We start from the raw sequence: 16,460 nt of genomic DNA on the forward strand, positions 1-16,460 counted from the left end.
CTCCTACGACTTCTTGCTGCCGCTGCGCTTGCTGCGAGGCTGGCGCGTGGGCTGCTGACGGACGATCTTGGGGGCGGGTGCCGCCTCGGGCTGCTCCGGCGCCTTGGGCTTCCCTACCAGCCTGGTGAAGATGCCGTTCGTCGGCTGGGGAGTGGTGATGTTGCCCTTCTCGTCCACGACCGGCATGGGGTGGCGGCTGTAGAACCAGTGCTGCTGACCGAGGGTCCACAGGTTGGTGGTCACCCAGTAGAGGATCAGGCCGAGCTGGAAGTTCAGGCTGAAGACGGCGAACAGCGGCGAGATGTACATGAGGATCTTCTGCTGCTGCGCCATGGGGTTGTCCGGCATCTGCGCCATCGAGCGCGTCACGCTCTGCCGGACGGTGAGGAACGTGGTGAGCGAACTGACCGCCACGAAGAGCGCGAGCACGATCTTCGTGATCACCGGGTCGGCCCCGAACTTCTCGATGTCCGCGGCGCTCGTGAAGAAGGTGGCCGGCAGCGGGGCTCCGAAGACGTGCGCCTCACGGGCGCTCTCCACGAGCTCCTTCGTCATCCCGAACACGGCCCGGTCCTCGGCGATGGCCCGCAGCACGGTGAACATCGAAATGAAGATCGGGAACTGCGCGACGATCGGGAGGCAGCCCCCGAGCGGGTTGGCGCCGGCCTCCTGGTACAGCCGCATGACCTCCTGGTTCATGCGCTGCTTGTCGTTCTTGTACTTCTTGCGCAGGTCCTGGACCTTGGGTGCGAGCTCCTGCATCTTGCGCGACGAGCGCATCTGCTTCATGAAGAGCGGGAAGATCAACAGACGCATCAGCACGGTCAGCGTGATGATGGTCAGCGCCCAGTTGAGACCGCTGCTGGCGGGGATGAATGTGCTGTAACCGGAGTGGATGTGGGTGATTACCCAGGCCACCGCCGTATACAGCCAGTTCAGGAATGGCAGCTCCACCGAGCTAGCTCCCTTGCGTTTCGTCGTGAGACCGGACTCGGCGTGGGGGCACCGGGTCGAAACCTCCAGGATGGAACGGGTGGCAGCGCCCGATGCGGCGGATGGTCAGCCAGACCCCGCGGGCCGCTCCGTGGACGGCGACGGCTTCCGCTCCGTAGGCGCTGCAGGACGGTTCGAACCGGCACCTCGGCCCCAGGATCGGGCTGATGAAGGCGCGGTAGAACTTTATGAGCGCGAGCAGCACGCGAGCGACCGGCCCGGTCGCGGGCCGGTCGGCCTCCCCGGGCAGCACTGCCGGGGTCGGTTGCTGCGCTGTCATGACCGTCCATCCGTCGGGGTCCGAGAGTCGGACCCGCGCCGCCGGAGTAAACGACTCAGCGCGACGTCGAGTTCGGCGGCCAGGTGCTCGCTGCGCGCGGACGCAGCCGGTGGATTGGCGCGTACCACCAGAAGGCTACCTCTCGGCAGCATCGGCAGGCGGTTCCGCACGAGGTGTCTCAACCTGCGTCTGACCTGGTTCCGCACCACGGCGCCACCGACCGCCTTGCTCACGACGAAGCCGACCAGCGGTGGCTCGTCGGCGTCGCGCAGGTTCAGATGTGCGACCAGCATGGGACGCCCGGCGCGCCGCCCACGGCGAATCGCGTCGGCGAACTCGTCACCCCGCCGCATGCGGGACGCGGACGGCAGCACCGGGTTTCCTCGATCGACATCTGGCCGCCCGCTCCGCTGGCACGGGCGGACGGCGTCTGGTTGTCAGACCGTCAGCTCGGCGCGGCCCTTGCGGCGGCGCGCGGCCAGGATGGCGCGGCCGGCCCGGGTGCGCATGCGCAGCCGGAAGCCGTGGGTCTTCGCGCGGCGACGGTTGTTCGGCTGGTAAGTACGCTTGCTCACGGGTGGGCTCCAGGCTTCAGGTACGTCCGCGGCGTTCCGCGGGCGCGGTACATTCCATGGTCACGGCTCGTCAGATGCGCGGGCATGCGAAATAGCCGTCGCGTGATTAGCCGACCGGGACACGTTACGGGTCCACCGTACGTCAGGTCAAACCGGCACCCGTGCCACCAAGCGCGTACGGCGATCGACTACGGCCCATTAGGCTGTGGACAACGTCTTGAACGCAGGTTGCGCACACCGCTACTGTCGGCCGTCCGGCTCTTCCCCCCACCAGCGTGAACGCGCCAGGGGAGAACGCGCGGGCTGTGCACATCATGTGGATCATATGTGGATGGCATCCGGACGAGGGCCGGTGCCGCGAGGCGTACCGAACTGACACGACACGGATCGCGGCGGGCGAGCGGGGCCGCGCAACGGGAGGAGGGGCCGAGCCATGGAAGGCGTCGATCTCAACGCTGTATGGGCTCGGGCGCTCAGGACCCTGCTCGACGAGGGCGTCTCGGGGCAGCAGCGCGCGTTCCTGCAGATGACGCAGCCCTCCGGCCTCATCAACGACACGATCCTCCTGGCCGCCCCCAACGACTTCGCCAAAGAGGTCATCGAGGTGCGGCTGCGCCCGCTGATCGTGCACGCGTTGTCGCAGGAGCTCGGCCGGCCCGTGCGGATCGCCGTGATGGTGGATCCCGGCGCCGGGATGTCCGCTCCCGCCGACGCCGCCCCCGCTCAGCCGGGCGACCATCGTCCACAAACGCAGTCCACAGGTTATCCACAGGCTGGTTCGCCGGCTCCGCGCTTCCCCTTAGGTGAGGACGGGCCGATCCGGCGCGAGGCCGAGCCCCACGGACAGCACTATCCACAGGGCCAGCAGTATCCACAGCCCCCGCAGCACATGTCGCCGCAGCACATGTCGCCGCAGCACATGTCGCCGCAGCACATGTCGCCGCAGCACATGTCGCCGCAGCACATGTCGCCGCAGGATCCGCAGCAGCGGCCCGGCGGCTACTCCCCCGAGCCGCCCCCGCCGCCCAAGCCCGAGCCGGTCCCCGGGCCCGTATCCGGGCCGCCCGGCGCCGGGCAGAACCGCTGGGACGCCCGCGGCGGCCGCACCTCGGGCGAGCCGGCCCGGCTGAACGCCAAGTACACCTTCGAGACCTTCGTCATCGGCGCCAGCAACCGCTTCGCGCACGCCGCCGCCGTCGCGGTCGCCGAGGCCCCCGCCAAGGCGTACAACCCGCTGTTCATCTACGGCGACTCCGGGCTGGGCAAGACCCACCTGCTGCACGCGATCGGCCACTACGCGCAGAGCCTGTACGACGGCGCCCGGGTGCGCTACGTGAGCTCCGAGGAGTTCACCAACGACTTCATCAACTCCATCCGCGACCACAAGGCCGACGGGTTCCGCTCCCGTTTCCGCGCCGTGGACATCCTCCTCGTCGACGACATCCAGTTCCTCGAGGGCAAGGAGCAGACGCAGGAGGAGTTCTTCCACACCTTCAACACCCTCCACAACGCCAGCAAGCAGATCGTCATCTCCAGCGACCGGGCGCCCAAGCAACTCGTGACGCTGGAGGACCGGCTGCGCAACAGGTTCGAGTGGGGCCTGATCACCGACGTCCAGCCGCCCGAGCTGGAGACGCGCATCGCGATCCTGCGCAAGAAGGCGATCCAGGAGGGCCTGGCCGCGCCGCCCGACGTGCTGGAGTACATCGCCAGCCGCATCGCGACCAACATCCGCGAGCTGGAGGGCGCGCTGATCCGGGTCACCGCGTTCGCCAGCCTCAACCGGCAGTCTGTGGACATCCAGCTCGCCGAGATCGTGCTCAAGGACCTCATCAGCGAGGACGCGAGCCCGGAGATCACCATCTCCCTCATCATGTCCACGACCGCCGAGTACTTCGGCGTCACACTCGACGACCTGTGTGGAAGCTCACGGTCGCGGGCCCTCGTCACCGCCCGGCAGATCGCCATGTATCTGGCCCGCGAGCTCACCGACCTGTCCCTGCCGAAGATCGGCCAGCAGTTCGGCGGACGCGACCACACCACCGTGATGCACGCGGAGCGTAAGATCCGGTCGCTCATGGCCGAGCGGCGCTCGATGTACAACCAGGTCAACGAGCTGACGACGCGGATCAAGCAGCGCGCACGCAACGCTTAGTACACAGCTGTGGATAACTCTGTGGATCAAAAATGCCGCCCTCGGCGGCGGCTCCGTGCGTTACCCCCACCCTTCCCGGCCCGCCAACACGCCGTCCGCGCTTGGGGACAGCTTTGGGGAAAAGCTGGGGATCACTTGGGGAACACCCGTGGACGAGCTGGGGACGCCCTGTGCGTACTCGCCACACGGGACTCGGCTGTCCCATTTACCCCGTGGACAACCGGTGGAAACATGGTGGATTACTCGTGGACAGAGGGCCCTCCGCCTGGGGAGCGGGTGTGGGGACAGCGGGACCACCCACAATCCACAGGGGGTCCGTCCACCTGTCCCCCACACCCGCAGTGGATGAAGCAGGCTCCGTGAGCTGCGAAAATGCTCGACATCCACATATCCACACTGCCTAATGAGACTACGTGTCTCTCTCCCTCTAAAGAACTCAAGAACCATAGAAGGGGTTCTGGAGGCACACAGGTGCGGGAGAGTGAAGACTTGACGAAGCAGCGACACCCAGGAGGCTGGTCCACGTGATGTTCCGGATCGATCGCGACGTGCTCGCCGAGGCCGTGGCGTGGACGGCACGGAGCCTTCCGGCCCGGCCGTCGGTGCCGGTGCTCGCGGGCATGCGGCTCGAGGTGACCGACGACCAGCGGCTGAAGCTGTCCGGCTTCGACTACGAGGTCTCCGCCGAGGTGACCCTCGACCTGCAGACCGGAGAGCCGGGCGTGGTCCTCGTCTCCGGCAAGCTCCTCGCCGAGATCACCCGCGCTCTTCCCGCACAGCCGGTCGAGCTGCTTGTGGACGGCGCCAAGGCCGTCGTCACCTGTGGCAGCGCCCGGTTCACACTTCTCACCATGCCTGTGGAGGACTACCCCTCCCTGCCAGCCATGCCCCCGGCCGCCGGACGGGTCGGCAGCGACGTGTTCGCCTCCGCCGTCGGCCAGGTCGCCGTCGCCGCGGGCAAGGACGACACGCTTCCCATGCTCACCGGCGTACGGATGGAGATCGAGGGCGACACCGTGACCCTCGCCGCCACCGACCGCTACCGCCTCGCCGTACGCGAGCTGAAGTGGCAGCCCGAGCAGCCCGGCCTCCAGGCCGTGGCGATGATCCCCGGCCGCACGCTGGCCGACACCGCCAAGGCGCTGGGCGGCACGGGCGCGGAGGTCGAGATCGCGCTCAGCTCCGCCGGCGGCACGGGCGAGGGCATGATCGGGTTCTCCAGCTCAGGACGGCGGACGACGACCCGGCTGCTCGACCCCGAGTTCCCCAAGTACCGTTCGCTGCTGCCCACGGAGTTCTCCGCGCGCGCGGACCTGTCCACAGCCTCGTTCGTGGAGGCCGTCAAGCGCGTCGCTCTCGTCGCCGAGCGCAACACCCCCGTACGGCTGGCCTTCCGGGGCGGAGAGGTCGTCCTGGAGGCGGGCAGCGGCGACGAGGCGCAGGCCGTGGAGGCGCTGCCGGTCGACTTCGACGGCGACGAGATCAATATCGCCTTCAACCACCAGTTCCTGCTGGAGGGCCTGGGGGCGATCGACTCCGACGTCGCGCGGCTCCAGTTCACCACGCCGACCAAGCCCGCCATCCTCACCGGGGGCAAGCCTGTGGACGACGCCGGGAGCGAGGACTACCGCTACCTCATCATGCCCATCCGCCTGTCCAGCTGACCCGGCCCCGGGCCTCCCGGGCGTACGATCTCTGCGGGCATGGACCCCCGATGCTCGGGTACGCGTGCCCGGGGGACGACGGAGACGCTGAGGGGTGGCGCGGATGCGGATCGGCATGATCGGGCTCGGCAAAATGGGCGGGAACATGGCCGAGCGACTGCGGCGCGGCGGCCATGAGGTCGTGGGCTACGACCGCGACCCCTCGGTCAGCGACGTCGGCAGCCTGAAGGAGCTTGTGGACAGCCTCGCCGCGCCGCGCGCGGTCTGGGTCATGGTCCCCGCGGGCGCGCCGACGCGGAGCACGGTCGAGCAGTTGCGCGACCTGCTGTCGGAGGGCGACGTCGTCATCGACGGCGGCAATTCGCACTACCTGGACGACCAGCGGCACGCGGCCGACCTCGGCGCCCACGGCATCGGCTTCGTCGACGTGGGCGTCAGCGGCGGCGTGTGGGGCCTGCAGAACGGCTACGCGCTGATGGTGGGCGGCGAGGACGAGCACGTACGGCGGCTCATGCCGATCTTCGACACGCTCAAGCCCGAGGGCGAGGACGGCTTCGTGCACGCGGGCCGCGTCGGTGCCGGCCACTTCGCGAAGATGGTCCACAACGGCATCGAGTACGGCATGATGCAGGCCTTCGCCGAGGGCTGGGAGCTGCTGGAGGCCAGCGACGTCGTCAGCAACGTCCCCGAGACGTTCCGGAGCTGGCGGCACGGCACGGTCATCCAGTCCTGGCTGCTCGACCTGCTGGTGCGGGCGCTGGAGGAGGACCCCGACCTCGCCGAGCTCAGGGGCTACGCGGAGGACTCCGGGGAGGGCCGCTGGACGGTCCAGGCCGCCGTGGACCACGCCGTGCCCCTGCCGGCCATCACGGCCGCGCTGTACGCCCGTTTCGCCTCACGCCAGGCCGACTCCCCCGCGATGAAGATGGTCGCGGCGCTGCGCAACCAGTTCGGCGGGCATGCGGTCGCCTCCGCCGAGGGCGGGCAGGCAAAGGGCGCGGACGCCCCCGGCGCCGACGTCACCCCGCCTGTGGAGGCCGAGGGCTGACGCGCGGCGCCGGCTCTCCACAGGCTGTGGACGAATCGGCGCATGGTGCCCGCGCCCGGCGGGAGGGGCACTAGCCTTGCGGGGGTGCACGTGGCGAGCCTGTCCCTCACCGACTTCCGGTCCTACCAGGAGGTCGAACTCTCGCTGGAACCTGGGGCGACGGCGTTCGTCGGGCCGAACGGGCAGGGCAAGACCAACCTGGTCGAGGCCGTGGGCTATCTCGCCACCCATTCCAGCCACCGCGTGGCCACCGACGCCCCGCTCGTACGGCACGGCGCCCAGCGGGCGATCGTGCGCGGGGTGGTGGTGAGAGACGACCGGCGCGCGCTGATCGAGGTGGAGATCAACCCGGGCAGAGCCAACCGCGCCAGGGTGAACCGCTCGCCCGTCCCACGCGCGCGCGACGCGCTCGGCATCCTGCGGACCGTCCTGTTCGCCCCCGAGGATCTGGCGCTGGTGAAGGGCGACCCCTCCGAGCGCCGCCGTTTCATGGACGACCTGCTCGTCGCCCGCGCCCCCAGGTTCGCCGGCGTACGCGCCGACTACGAGCGCGTGCTCAAGCAACGCAACGCCCTCCTCCGTACGGCCGCGGCGACGCGGGCGGGACGGCGGCGCGGCGGCCGCAGGCAGGAGGACGACGCGGCGTTCGCCTCCGCGGGCGCCGGTGACGTCCTGAGCACGCTGGAGGTCTGGGACTCCCACCTGGTGCGGCACGGCGCGGAGTTGCTCGCGGCACGGCTGGGCCTGGTGGACGCGCTGCGCCCGCTCGTGGCGAAGGCGTACGCCACGCTCGCTCCGTCGTCCGGGCTCGCCGACATCGAGTACCGGCCGTCGGGGTTATCCACAGATATCCCCACCCTGGGGACAAACCGGGAACTACTGGCCGAGCAGCTGCGGGCGGGACTCGCGGAGGCTCGCCAGGCGGAGCTCGAACGTGGCGTGACCCTCGTCGGCCCGCACCGCGACGACCTGCTGCTGCGGCTGGGCGAGCTGCCTGCCCGCGGCTACGCCAGCCACGGCGAGTCGTGGTCGTTCGCGCTCGCGCTGCGCCTGGCCGCCTATGACCTGCTGAGAGCCGACGGCGGCGACCCCGTGCTGATCCTCGACGACGTCTTCGCCGAGCTGGACGGCCAGCGGCGCAGGCGTCTCACCGAGATCGTCGCCCCCGCCGAGCAGGTGCTCGTCACGGCGGCGGTGCCGGACGACGTGCCGCCCGAGCTGACCGGCGCCCGGTTCGACGTCACGGAAGGGAGAGCGTCCCGTGTCCGATGAGATATCCACAGGCGGTGGACAGTCGCCGCGGGGATCGGTCGCCCGAGGGGCCGCGCTGGCGCGGGAGAAGCTGGCCCAGGCGAAGGCCGACGCGCTGAAGCGGGGGCAGCTCCCGCGGACCGAGCCGCGCCGCCGCTCCGGCTCCGGCGGCGCGCGGCGGGACGCGGGCGACCCGCTGCCGTTCGGGCGGGCGATCCGCGACCTGCTCGCCGCGAGGGGATGGGAACAGCCGGTCGCCGTGGGCGGTGTGTTCGGCCGCTGGGCGGAGATCGTCGGGCCTGAGCTGGCCGCCCACACGCGGCCGGAGAGCTTCGAGGACGGCGAGGTGCTGGTCGCCGCCGACTCCACCGCCTGGGCGACGCAGGTGCGTTTGCTCGCGTCCACCCTGGTCAGACGGTTGAACGAGGAGCTCGGCGACGGCACGGTGACCCGGGTGAAGGTCCACGGCCCGGGCGCCGGGCCCCGCCAGGAAGGCGGTCTGCGCGTACGCGGGAGCCGGGGGCCGGGCGACACGTACGGCTGAGCGGCGTTGGCGGGCGCGTCCCGAGGGCCGTGACGAGCCTCGAAGCGGTCTGTGATGAGCCGAACCGGCCCAAAATCGCGTCAGAGGCCCCGACCCCCGTTCCGGGTGGGGGGTGCTCAGAAACATGATCGTCAAGCGACAGGGCATCACAGCCCCCGTGAATGCCACCTGATGTCGGTCGGACCGGTAGAATGAAGACGGACTCAAGGACACGTCCGGTTTGTGGCACCCCGGCCCCATGGGCCGATTTCCCTGGGCGCCGCATCGGGGCACTCACGATGGTGACGGGCACGGCAGGGGCAGCCAATCCACGGGGCCCGCCGCGTGTCCGCGGCAGGAGGATTTCGCACTTGTCCTACGACGCTAGCTCTATCACCGTTCTCGAAGGGCTGGAAGCGGTCCGCAAGCGCCCCGGCATGTACATCGGCTCCACCGGTGAGCGCGGACTGCACCACCTGGTCTATGAGATCGTCGACAACGCGGTCGACGAGGCGCTGGCCGGTTACAACGACCTGATCGAGGTCACCCTGCTCGCCGACGGCGGCGTGCGCGTGATGGACCACGGACGCGGCATTCCCGTGGGCATCGTCGCCGCCGAGGGCAGGCCGGCCGTCGAGGTCGTCTTCACCGTGCTGCACGCGGGCGGCAAGTTCGACAGCAAGTCGTACGCCGTCTCCGGCGGTCTGCACGGCGTGGGCGCCTCGGTCGTCAACGCGCTGTCCACACGCCTTGAGGTCGAGGTCCGCACGGACGGCCACGTGTGGCGGCAGAAGTACGTCACGGCCAAGCCCACGGCGCCGCTCGAGAAGGGCGAGCCGACCGATGAGCACGGCACGACGATCAGCTTCTGGCCCGACCAGGACATCTTCGAGACCACGGCCTGGAACTTCGAGACGCTGGCGCGCCGGTTCCAGGAGATGGCCTTCCTCAACAAGGGCCTGCGGATCACGCTGACGGACGAGCGGCCCGACCACATCATCGAGGGCGAGTCCAAGGTCGTCTCGTACTACTACGAGGGCGGTTTGTCCGACTTCGTTCGGCACCTGAACTCCAAGAAGGAGCCGATCCACAACTCTGTGATCGACTTCGAGGAGCACGGCGACGGCATCTCCGTCGAGATCGCGATGCAGTGGAACGCCTCCTACAGCGAGTCGGTCTACACGTTCGCCAACACGATCAACACGGCCGAGGGCGGCACCCACGAGGAGGGCTTCCGCGCGGCGCTGACCACGATCGTCAACAGGTACGCGCGCGAGCAGAAGTTCCTCAAGGAGGGCAAGGACGACAACCTCAGCGGTGACGACGTCCGCGAGGGCCTCGCCGCGATCATCTCGGTGAAGCTGGCCGACCCGCAGTTCGAGGGCCAGACCAAGACCAAACTGGGCAACACCGAGGCGAAGTCGTTCGTCCAGAAGGCCTGCAACGACCACCTTCGCGACTGGTTCGAGCGCAACCCGGGCGAGGCCAAGGAGATCATCAACAAGTCGCTCCAGGCGTCCCGCGCCCGCATCGCGGCCCGGCAGGCCCGCGACCTCACCCGGCGCAAGTCGCTGCTGGAGAGCGGCAGCGGCCTGCCCGGCAAGCTGGCCGACTGCCAGTGGTCGGAGCCGGAGAAGTGCGAATTGTTCATCGTCGAGGGCGACTCGGCCGGCGGCTCCGCCAAGGGCGGCCGCGACCCGAAGTTCCAGGCGATCCTCCCGCTCCGCGGCAAGATCCTGAACGTCGAGAAGGCCAGGATCGACAAGGTCCTCAAGAACAACGAGGTCCAGGCGCTCATCACGGCCCTCGGCACCGGCGTGCACGACGAGTTCGACATCTCGAAGCTGCGTTACCACAAGCTGATCCTGATGGCGGACGCCGATGTGGACGGCCAGCACATCACCACGCTGCTGCTGACGCTGCTGTTCCGTTTCATGCGGCCGCTGATCGAGGCGGGTCACGTCTACCTGTCCCAGCCGCCGCTCTACAAGATCAAGTGGGACCGCAAGGGCGAGGACGCGTCGTACGCGTACTCCGACCGGGAGCGGGACGCGATCATCGAGGACGGTGTCGCCCGCGGCCGGCGTGACCCGCGCCTGCACGACGGTGTGCAGCGGTTCAAGGGTCTGGGCGAGATGAACGCCGCCCAGCTGTGGGACACCACGATGAACCCCGACACCCGGGTGCTGCGCCAGGTGACCCTCGACGACGCGGCCCAGGCCGACGACCTGTTCAGCGTGCTGATGGGCGAGGACGTCGAGGCCCGCAGGAACTTCATCATCACCAACGCTCGCGACGTCCGGTTCCTCGACGTCTGAGCAGCGTGGCCGACCAGAAGGACTTTTCGTGACGGAAGTGAACACGCCGCCTGGGCCCCCCGCCGATCGCATCGAGCCGGTCGACATCCAGGCCGAGATGCAGCGCAGCTACATGGACTACGCGATGTCCGTCATCGTGTCCCGCGCGCTGCCCGACGTCCGCGACGGCCTCAAGCCGGTGCACCGGCGCGTGCTGTACGCGATGTTCGACGGCGGCTACCGGCCCGACCGCGGCTACTTCAAGTGCTCCCGCGTCGTCGGCGACGTCATGGGCTCCTACCACCCCCATGGTGACACGTCGATCTACGACACCGTCGTACGGCTCGCGCAGCCGTGGTCGCTGCGCTATCCGCTCGTCGACGGCCAGGGCAACTTCGGCTCGCCGGGCAACGACCCGGCCGCCGCGATGCGGTACACCGAGTGCCGCCTCGCGCCGATCGCCATGGAGATGCTCCGGGACATCGACAAGGAGACCGTCGACTTCCAGCCCAACTACGACGGGCGGTCGCAGGAGCCGATCGTCCTTCCGTCGCGGTTCCCGAACCTGCTGGTCAACGGATCCGCCGGCATCGCGGTCGGCATGGCGACGAACATCCCGCCGCACAACCTCCGCGAGGTGGGCGAGGGCGTCAAGTGGGCGCTCGACAACCCCGAGGCCACCGACGAGGAACTGCTCGACGGGCTGCTCGCGCGGGTCAAGGGCCCCGACTTCCCGACCGGCGCGCTGATCGTGGGCCGCCGTGGCATCGAGGACGCCTACCGCACCGGCCGCGGCTCGATCATCATGCGGGCCATCGTCGAGGTCGAGGAGGACCCCAAGGGGCGGCAGTGCCTGGTCGTCACGGCCCTGCCGTACCAGGTGAACCCCGACAACCTCGCGCTCACGATCGCCGAGCTGGTCAGGGACGGCAAGATCACCGGGATCGCGGACGTCCGCGACGAGACGTCGTCGCGCACCGGCCAGCGCCTGGTGATCGTGCTCAAGCGCGACGCGGTCGCCAAGGTCGTGCTGAACAACCTCTACAAGCACACCCAGCTGCAGACCACGTTCGGCGCGAACATGATCGCGCTGGTGGACGGCGTGCCGCGGACGCTGCGGCTCGACCAGTTCGTCCGCCACTACGTCACCCACCAGATCGAGGTCGTGGTCCGGCGGACCCGGTTCCTGCTGCGCAAGGCGGAGGAGCGGGCGCACATCCTGCGCGGTCTGCTCAAGGCGCTCGACCGGCTCGACGACGTCATCGCCCTGATCAGGCGGTCGCCGTCGGCGTCGGAGGCGCAGGGCGGCCTGATGACGCTGCTGGACATCGACCAGGTCCAGGCGCAGGCCATCCTCGACATGCAGCTGCGCAAGCTGGCCGCGCTGGAGCGGCAGCAGATCCAGGACGAGTACGACGGCCTGATGGCGCAGATCGCCGACTACCAGGACATCCTGGCCTCAGAGCCGCGGCAGCGCCGGATCGTGTCGGACGAGCTCGGGGAGATCGTCGCCAAGTACGGCGACGAGCGGAAGACCGAGATCATCGCGTACGAGGGCGACATGTCCATCGAGGACCTGATCGCCGAGGAGGACGTGGTCGTCACGATCACGCGCGGTGGCTACGCCAAGCGGACGAGCACCGACCTCTACCGCGCGCAGCGGCGTGGCGGCAAGGGCGTCAGGGGGGCGCAGCTCCGGCAGGACGACATCGTGGAGCACTTCTTCGTCACCACGACGCACCACTGGCTGCTGGCCTTCACCAACAAGGGCCGGGTCTACCGCTTCAAGGCGTACGAGCTGCCGGACGCGGGACGGGACGCCCGCGGCCAGCACCTGGCCAACCTGCTCGCGATGCAGCCGGACGAGCACGTGATGGAGATCCTCGACCTGCGGGACTACAACGTGGCGCCCTACCTGGTGCTGGCGACCCGCAGCGGCTCGGTGAAGAAGACCAGGCTCTCCGAGTACGATTCGCCGCGCTCCGGTGGCCTGATCGCGATCAACCTCCGCGATGATGACGAGGTGATCGCCGCGCGTCTCGTCTCCGAGGGAGACGACCTGCTGCTCGTGTCGAAGAACGCCCAGTCGATCAGGTTCACCGCCTCTGACGAGGCGCTGCGCCCGATGGGCCGGGCCACCAGCGGTGTGATCGGCATGCGGTTCGTGGACGGCGACGAACTGCTCGCGATGAACGTCATGAGCGACGGCGACGACGTGTTGATCGCGACCGAGGGTGGGTATGCGAAGCGGACACCCGCCGACCAGTACCCGGTCCAGGGCCGGGGCGGCAAGGGCGTGCTGACAGCGAAGATCGTCAGTGCTCGTGGCAAGCTGGTCGGAGCCGTCATGGTGCGTCCCGAGGACGAGGTCTTCGCGATCACATCTGCCGGCGGGGTGATCCGTACCAGCGCGGGCGAGATCAAGCAGTCGGGCCGCCAGACCATGGGCGTCCGCCTGATGAACCTGGCCGAGGGTGACAGCGTTGTGGCCCTCGCTCGCAACGCCGAGTCGTTGGAGACCGAGGAGAACGGGGCAGGAGGCGAGGCATGAGCGAGCGTAGCGAGCGACTCGACGCGCACAGTGCTGCGTCGGACGAGGGTGTGGCATGAGTGATACCGGCGGACCGCGGACACCCGGTGGCAAGAGACCGACGACGGGCGCCCGCCCGGCGTCGTCCTCGAACGGGGTTACCGCGCAGGCGCAGGATGACGGTAGCGTCGCCAAGGTGGCTTCCGAAGGAAATGACGTGACCGGCGCCGACAAGGCGAAGGCCGACGACACCATGCGCATCAGGACCTCGGCCGCCGACCAGCCATGGAAGCGGCAGACGGCCAAGGACGGTGCGTCCGAGAACGGCAGGTCCGACGTCAGCGGGGCGACCGCGCAGTATCCCCGCCCCACGGGCCTCGGTACGTCCACACCCTCTGTGGATAACGGGCGCCCGCCTGTGGACAACGGCCGCCCCTCGGTGGACGGCGGATCCGTGCGCGGGCTGAGCTTCGGCCCCGCGGCGGACCGCGTCGAGGCCCCCAAGGAGAAGGACAAGAAGGACAAGAAGTCCGGTTTGCGTCCGCCGCGCAAGGCCCACCTGGTCCTGCGCAGGATCGAGCCGTGGTCGGCGATGAAGTTCAGCTTCGTCGTGTCGCTGGTGTGCTTCGTCGTGCTGTTCGTGGCCGTCGCCGTGCTGTACGGCGTGCTGTCCGCGCTCGGCGTGTTCTCCTCGATCACCGAGACCGTCACGCAGCTCACCACCAGTGGCGGCGCCGGCGGCAACGGGGCCGGCACCATCGACATCGGCAGCTGGTTCGAGCCGGTCCGCATCCTCGGATACGCGGCCCTGCTCGGCGCGCTGAACGTCGTGCTCATCACCGCGCTGTCCACTCTCGGTGCGGTGATCTACAACATCTCCGCTGACCTCGTAGGTGGTGTCGAGGTCACCTTCAGCGAGGCCGAGTGACCTCGCCGCAGCAAGGCACGGCACGGCTGGCCGCCCCAACCGAGCGGCCCGCCGTGCGGTAGCGCACACGATGGCACGACCAGCGGCCCGGGCACGGTAAGCTTTTCCTCGTTCAGAACGACGGATTCGCCACCGGAAACGGGATGCGGTAACCTTCGTTGCGCGGTGCGGGGCTATAGCTCAGTCGGTTAGAGCGCTTCCCTGATAAGGAAGAGGTCCCAGGTTCAAGTCCTGGTAGCCCCACCACGAAGTACCAGCTCAGAGGCCAGTTCCCGCGATCAGGGAGCTGGCCTTTTGATCGTTTGCCATCGATTTGCCATCACGGGCTCCCGGCACCAGATAGCAGACATCGATCCACATCGACAGGCTCACCGGCCAACTGGGAGCCGTGGTCACAGAGCTCGCCGGCCGGGCGGGCGCTCGCCTGTCACAGGCACTGGACGTCGCGATCTCGAGATCCACGGCACTGCGGCTGCTCATGCGCATGCCACTGCCGCCACCGAGGGTCCCCCGCGTGCTCGGGGTCGATGACTTCGCGCTCAAGCGCCGGCACCGATACGCCACCATCCTCACCGACGCCGAAACCGGCGAGCGTATCGACGTTCTCGCAGGACGTGGTGCCGACTGCTCTTGAGGCGTGCTGCAGGTGCATGTGGCCACGTGCCCTGAGCTGGTCGAGCTCGCTCGCCTGATCCGTTCCTTCGCCGAACTGCTGTCCCCGGCCGCGGGTAACGACGCCAAGCTCACCGCCTGGCTCAGCAAGGCCCGGGCCGCCAACCTGCCCCACCTGCACGGCTTCGCCAACGGCCTCGAACTCGACCGCGAAGCTGTGAACGGCGCCGTCACGCTGGCGCATCACAACGGCCGGACCGAAGGCGTCAACACGCGAACGAAGAGAATCCTGCGGCAGATGCACGGCCGAGCGGGGTTCGACCTCCTACGCCACCGCATCCTGCTGCACTGAAGATCACGCAGCGCCACCACCGATTAAGGGACAGACCCGTTGTTTTTGTACAGTCCCCGCGGCCGCCACGGGAGGGTCAGCCGAAGCCGGCGGGATGCAGGACGACCTTGGTCCAGCCGGGATCCCTCCGGTCGAAGTGCTCGTAGCCGCCGGGCGCGTCGTCCAGATTCAGCTCGTGTGAGACGACCCACGACGGCCGGGCCTTACCCTCGTGGATGAGGGTGCAGAGCTGCCGGTTGTAGTTCTTGACGTTGCACTGACCGTTGCCCATGGTCTGGCCCTTGAACCAGAACATCCCGTAGTCGAAGGCGATCTCGCCCTGCTTGTAGAGGTCGTCGGGGCTGCCGGGATCCGTGGGGATGAACACGCCCACGACCCCGATCGTCCCGGCGAACCTCACCGACTTGACGAGGTTGTTCAGCGTCATGTTGGGATGCTCGTGCCCCTGGGGGTCGTGCGCCTGGTAGCCCACGCACTCGCAACCCCGGTCGGCGCCCCTGCCGTGCGTGAGCTCCATGACCTGGTCGACCGGCGACGTCTTGGAGTCGTCGATCGAGATCGCCCCAATTTCCTCGGCCTTGGCCAGCCGGTCCGGGTGGCGGTCCACGACCATCACCATGCCCGCGCTCTTGAACGTCGCGGAGTAGGCGGCCATCAGGCCGACCGGCCCCGCCCCGTAGATCACGACCGAGTCGCCGGCCTGCACACAGGCGAGCTGGGTCGCGTGCCAGCCGGTGGGCCAGATGTCGGCCAGCATGACGTAGTCGCTCTGCCTCTCCCGCGCGTCCTCAGGCAGGACCAGACAGTTGAAGTCGCCGAACGGCACGCGCAGCAGCTCGGCCTGGCCGCCGTTGTACGGGCCCATGTCCGCGAAGCCGTAAGCGGCCCCATCCACCCCCGGCTCCGGATTGGTTGTGAGGCAGAAGGCGGTCAGGCCCCTCTCACAGTTGGCGCAGAAGCCGCACGCGACGTTGAACGGCACGCAGACCATGTCGCCGACGCGGACGCGTACCACTCCCGGCCCCACCTCGACCACCTCGCCGAGGTTCTCGTGGCCGAGGACACGGCCCGGCTCCAGGTCGGTCCGGCCTTCGTACATGTGCAGGTCCGACCCGCAGATGTTGGTCGTGGTGACACGGACCAGGACGTCGGTGGGCATCTCTATCCGCGCGTCCGGCACGTTCTCGACGCCGACCTGCCGGGGTCCCTCGTATACGACTGCCTTCATGATGTCCTCGCTTCTAGAGCAGCA

General features: G+C 68.8%; 13 protein-coding genes, 1 tRNA gene and 1 pseudogene. 10 read left to right on the forward strand and 5 right to left on the reverse strand.

The genetic code is table 11. The features are described from left to right. Nucleotides 1-3 precede the first annotated feature (3 nt). The 4 genes from yidC to rpmH form a co-directional block, all read right to left on the reverse strand. A complete protein-coding gene (gene yidC, locus HHX31_RS16020) occupies nt 4-954 on the reverse strand; it encodes a membrane protein insertase YidC (protein WP_169949071.1) in 951 nt (316 codons plus the stop codon). Nucleotides 955-958: 4 nt separating this feature from the next. Continuing rightward, the gene (yidD, locus tag HHX31_RS16025; protein ID WP_169949072.1) at nt 959-1,273 is read right to left on the reverse strand and encodes a membrane protein insertion efficiency factor YidD; all 315 of its coding nucleotides are present in this window, start codon (nt 1,271-1,273) and stop codon (nt 959-961) included. Beyond that, the gene (gene rnpA, locus HHX31_RS16030) at nt 1,270-1,647 is read right to left on the reverse strand and encodes a ribonuclease P protein component (protein ID WP_169949073.1); all 378 of its coding nucleotides are present in this window, start codon (nt 1,645-1,647) and stop codon (nt 1,270-1,272) included. The genes yidD and rnpA overlap by 4 nt, the downstream gene beginning before the upstream one ends. A gap of 63 nt (nt 1,648-1,710) precedes the next feature. Continuing rightward, a complete protein-coding gene (rpmH, locus tag HHX31_RS16035; RefSeq protein WP_015772801.1) occupies nt 1,711-1,848 on the reverse strand; it encodes a 50S ribosomal protein L34 in 138 nt (45 codons plus the stop codon). A 433-nt stretch (nt 1,849-2,281) separates the two neighbouring features. Between rpmH and dnaA the strand changes: the two genes are divergently transcribed. The 10 genes and pseudogenes from dnaA to HHX31_RS34355 form a co-directional block, all read left to right on the forward strand. Continuing rightward, the gene (gene dnaA / locus HHX31_RS16040; RefSeq protein ID WP_169949074.1) at nt 2,282-4,003 is read left to right on the forward strand and encodes a chromosomal replication initiator protein DnaA; all 1,722 of its coding nucleotides are present in this window, start codon (nt 2,282-2,284) and stop codon (nt 4,001-4,003) included. 524 nt (nt 4,004-4,527) lie between these two features. Then, a complete protein-coding gene (gene dnaN, locus HHX31_RS16045) occupies nt 4,528-5,667 on the forward strand; it encodes a DNA polymerase III subunit beta (protein ID WP_169949075.1) in 1,140 nt (379 codons plus the stop codon). A 103-nt stretch (nt 5,668-5,770) separates the two neighbouring features. After that, nucleotides 5,771-6,715 carry a phosphogluconate dehydrogenase (NAD(+)-dependent, decarboxylating) gene (gnd, locus tag HHX31_RS16050; protein WP_169949076.1) on the forward strand — a complete coding sequence of 315 codons (945 nt, stop codon included), beginning with the start codon at nt 5,771-5,773 and terminating at the stop codon, nt 6,713-6,715. A gap of 84 nt (nt 6,716-6,799) precedes the next feature. Next, entirely contained in the window at nt 6,800-7,987 is a 1,188-nt protein-coding gene (recF, locus tag HHX31_RS16055; RefSeq protein ID WP_169949077.1) for a DNA replication/repair protein RecF, read from the forward strand. Next, nucleotides 7,977-8,510 (forward strand): DciA family protein, encoded by a 534-nt coding sequence (locus HHX31_RS16060; RefSeq protein ID WP_311931819.1) that lies wholly within the window; start codon nt 7,977-7,979, stop codon nt 8,508-8,510. The genes recF and HHX31_RS16060 overlap by 11 nt, the downstream gene beginning before the upstream one ends. Before the next feature lie 371 nt (nt 8,511-8,881). After that, complete coding sequence (gene gyrB / locus HHX31_RS16065) at nt 8,882-10,807, forward strand: DNA topoisomerase (ATP-hydrolyzing) subunit B (protein WP_396711154.1); 1,926 nt, start codon at nt 8,882-8,884, stop codon at nt 10,805-10,807. Between the two features lie 28 nt (nt 10,808-10,835). Further along, on the forward strand, nt 10,836-13,337 hold the full coding sequence (gyrA, locus tag HHX31_RS16070; protein WP_169949079.1) for a DNA gyrase subunit A: 2,502 nt from the start codon (nt 10,836-10,838) through the stop codon (nt 13,335-13,337). 196 nt (nt 13,338-13,533) lie between these two features. After that, a complete protein-coding gene (locus HHX31_RS16075; RefSeq protein WP_311931820.1) occupies nt 13,534-14,244 on the forward strand; it encodes a DUF3566 domain-containing protein in 711 nt (236 codons plus the stop codon). Between the two features lie 169 nt (nt 14,245-14,413). Beyond that, nucleotides 14,414-14,490 (forward strand) — tRNA-Ile (locus tag HHX31_RS16080). A 115-nt stretch (nt 14,491-14,605) separates the two neighbouring features. Beyond that, a pseudogene (locus HHX31_RS34355) lies at nt 14,606-15,208 on the forward strand (transposase); the annotation flags it as partial. Between the two features lie 76 nt (nt 15,209-15,284). Here the strand turns inward: HHX31_RS34355 and HHX31_RS16095 are convergent. After that, nucleotides 15,285-16,436, reverse strand: coding sequence for a glutathione-independent formaldehyde dehydrogenase (locus HHX31_RS16095; protein ID WP_169949082.1), 1,152 nt, complete (start codon nt 16,434-16,436; stop codon nt 15,285-15,287). Between the last annotated feature and the right edge of the window lie 24 nt (nt 16,437-16,460).

The organism is Microbispora sp. H11081, assembly GCF_012999535.1.
Classification (GTDB): Bacteria; Actinomycetota; Actinomycetes; order Streptosporangiales; family Streptosporangiaceae; genus Microbispora.

Excerpts from the sequence above, each read along its gene's own strand:
- HHX31_RS16095 (WP_169949082.1), bottom strand. The coding sequence starts at position 16,436 with ATGAAGGCAGTCGTATACGAGGGACCCCGGCAGGTCGGCGTCGAGAAC.
- dnaA (WP_169949074.1), top strand. The coding sequence starts at position 2,282 with ATGGAAGGCGTCGATCTCAACGCTGTATGGGCTCGGGCGCTCAGGACC.
- gnd (WP_169949076.1), top strand. The coding sequence starts at position 5,771 with ATGCGGATCGGCATGATCGGGCTCGGCAAAATGGGCGGGAACATGGCC.
- yidD (WP_169949072.1), bottom strand. The coding sequence starts at position 1,273 with ATGACAGCGCAGCAACCGACCCCGGCAGTGCTGCCCGGGGAGGCCGAC.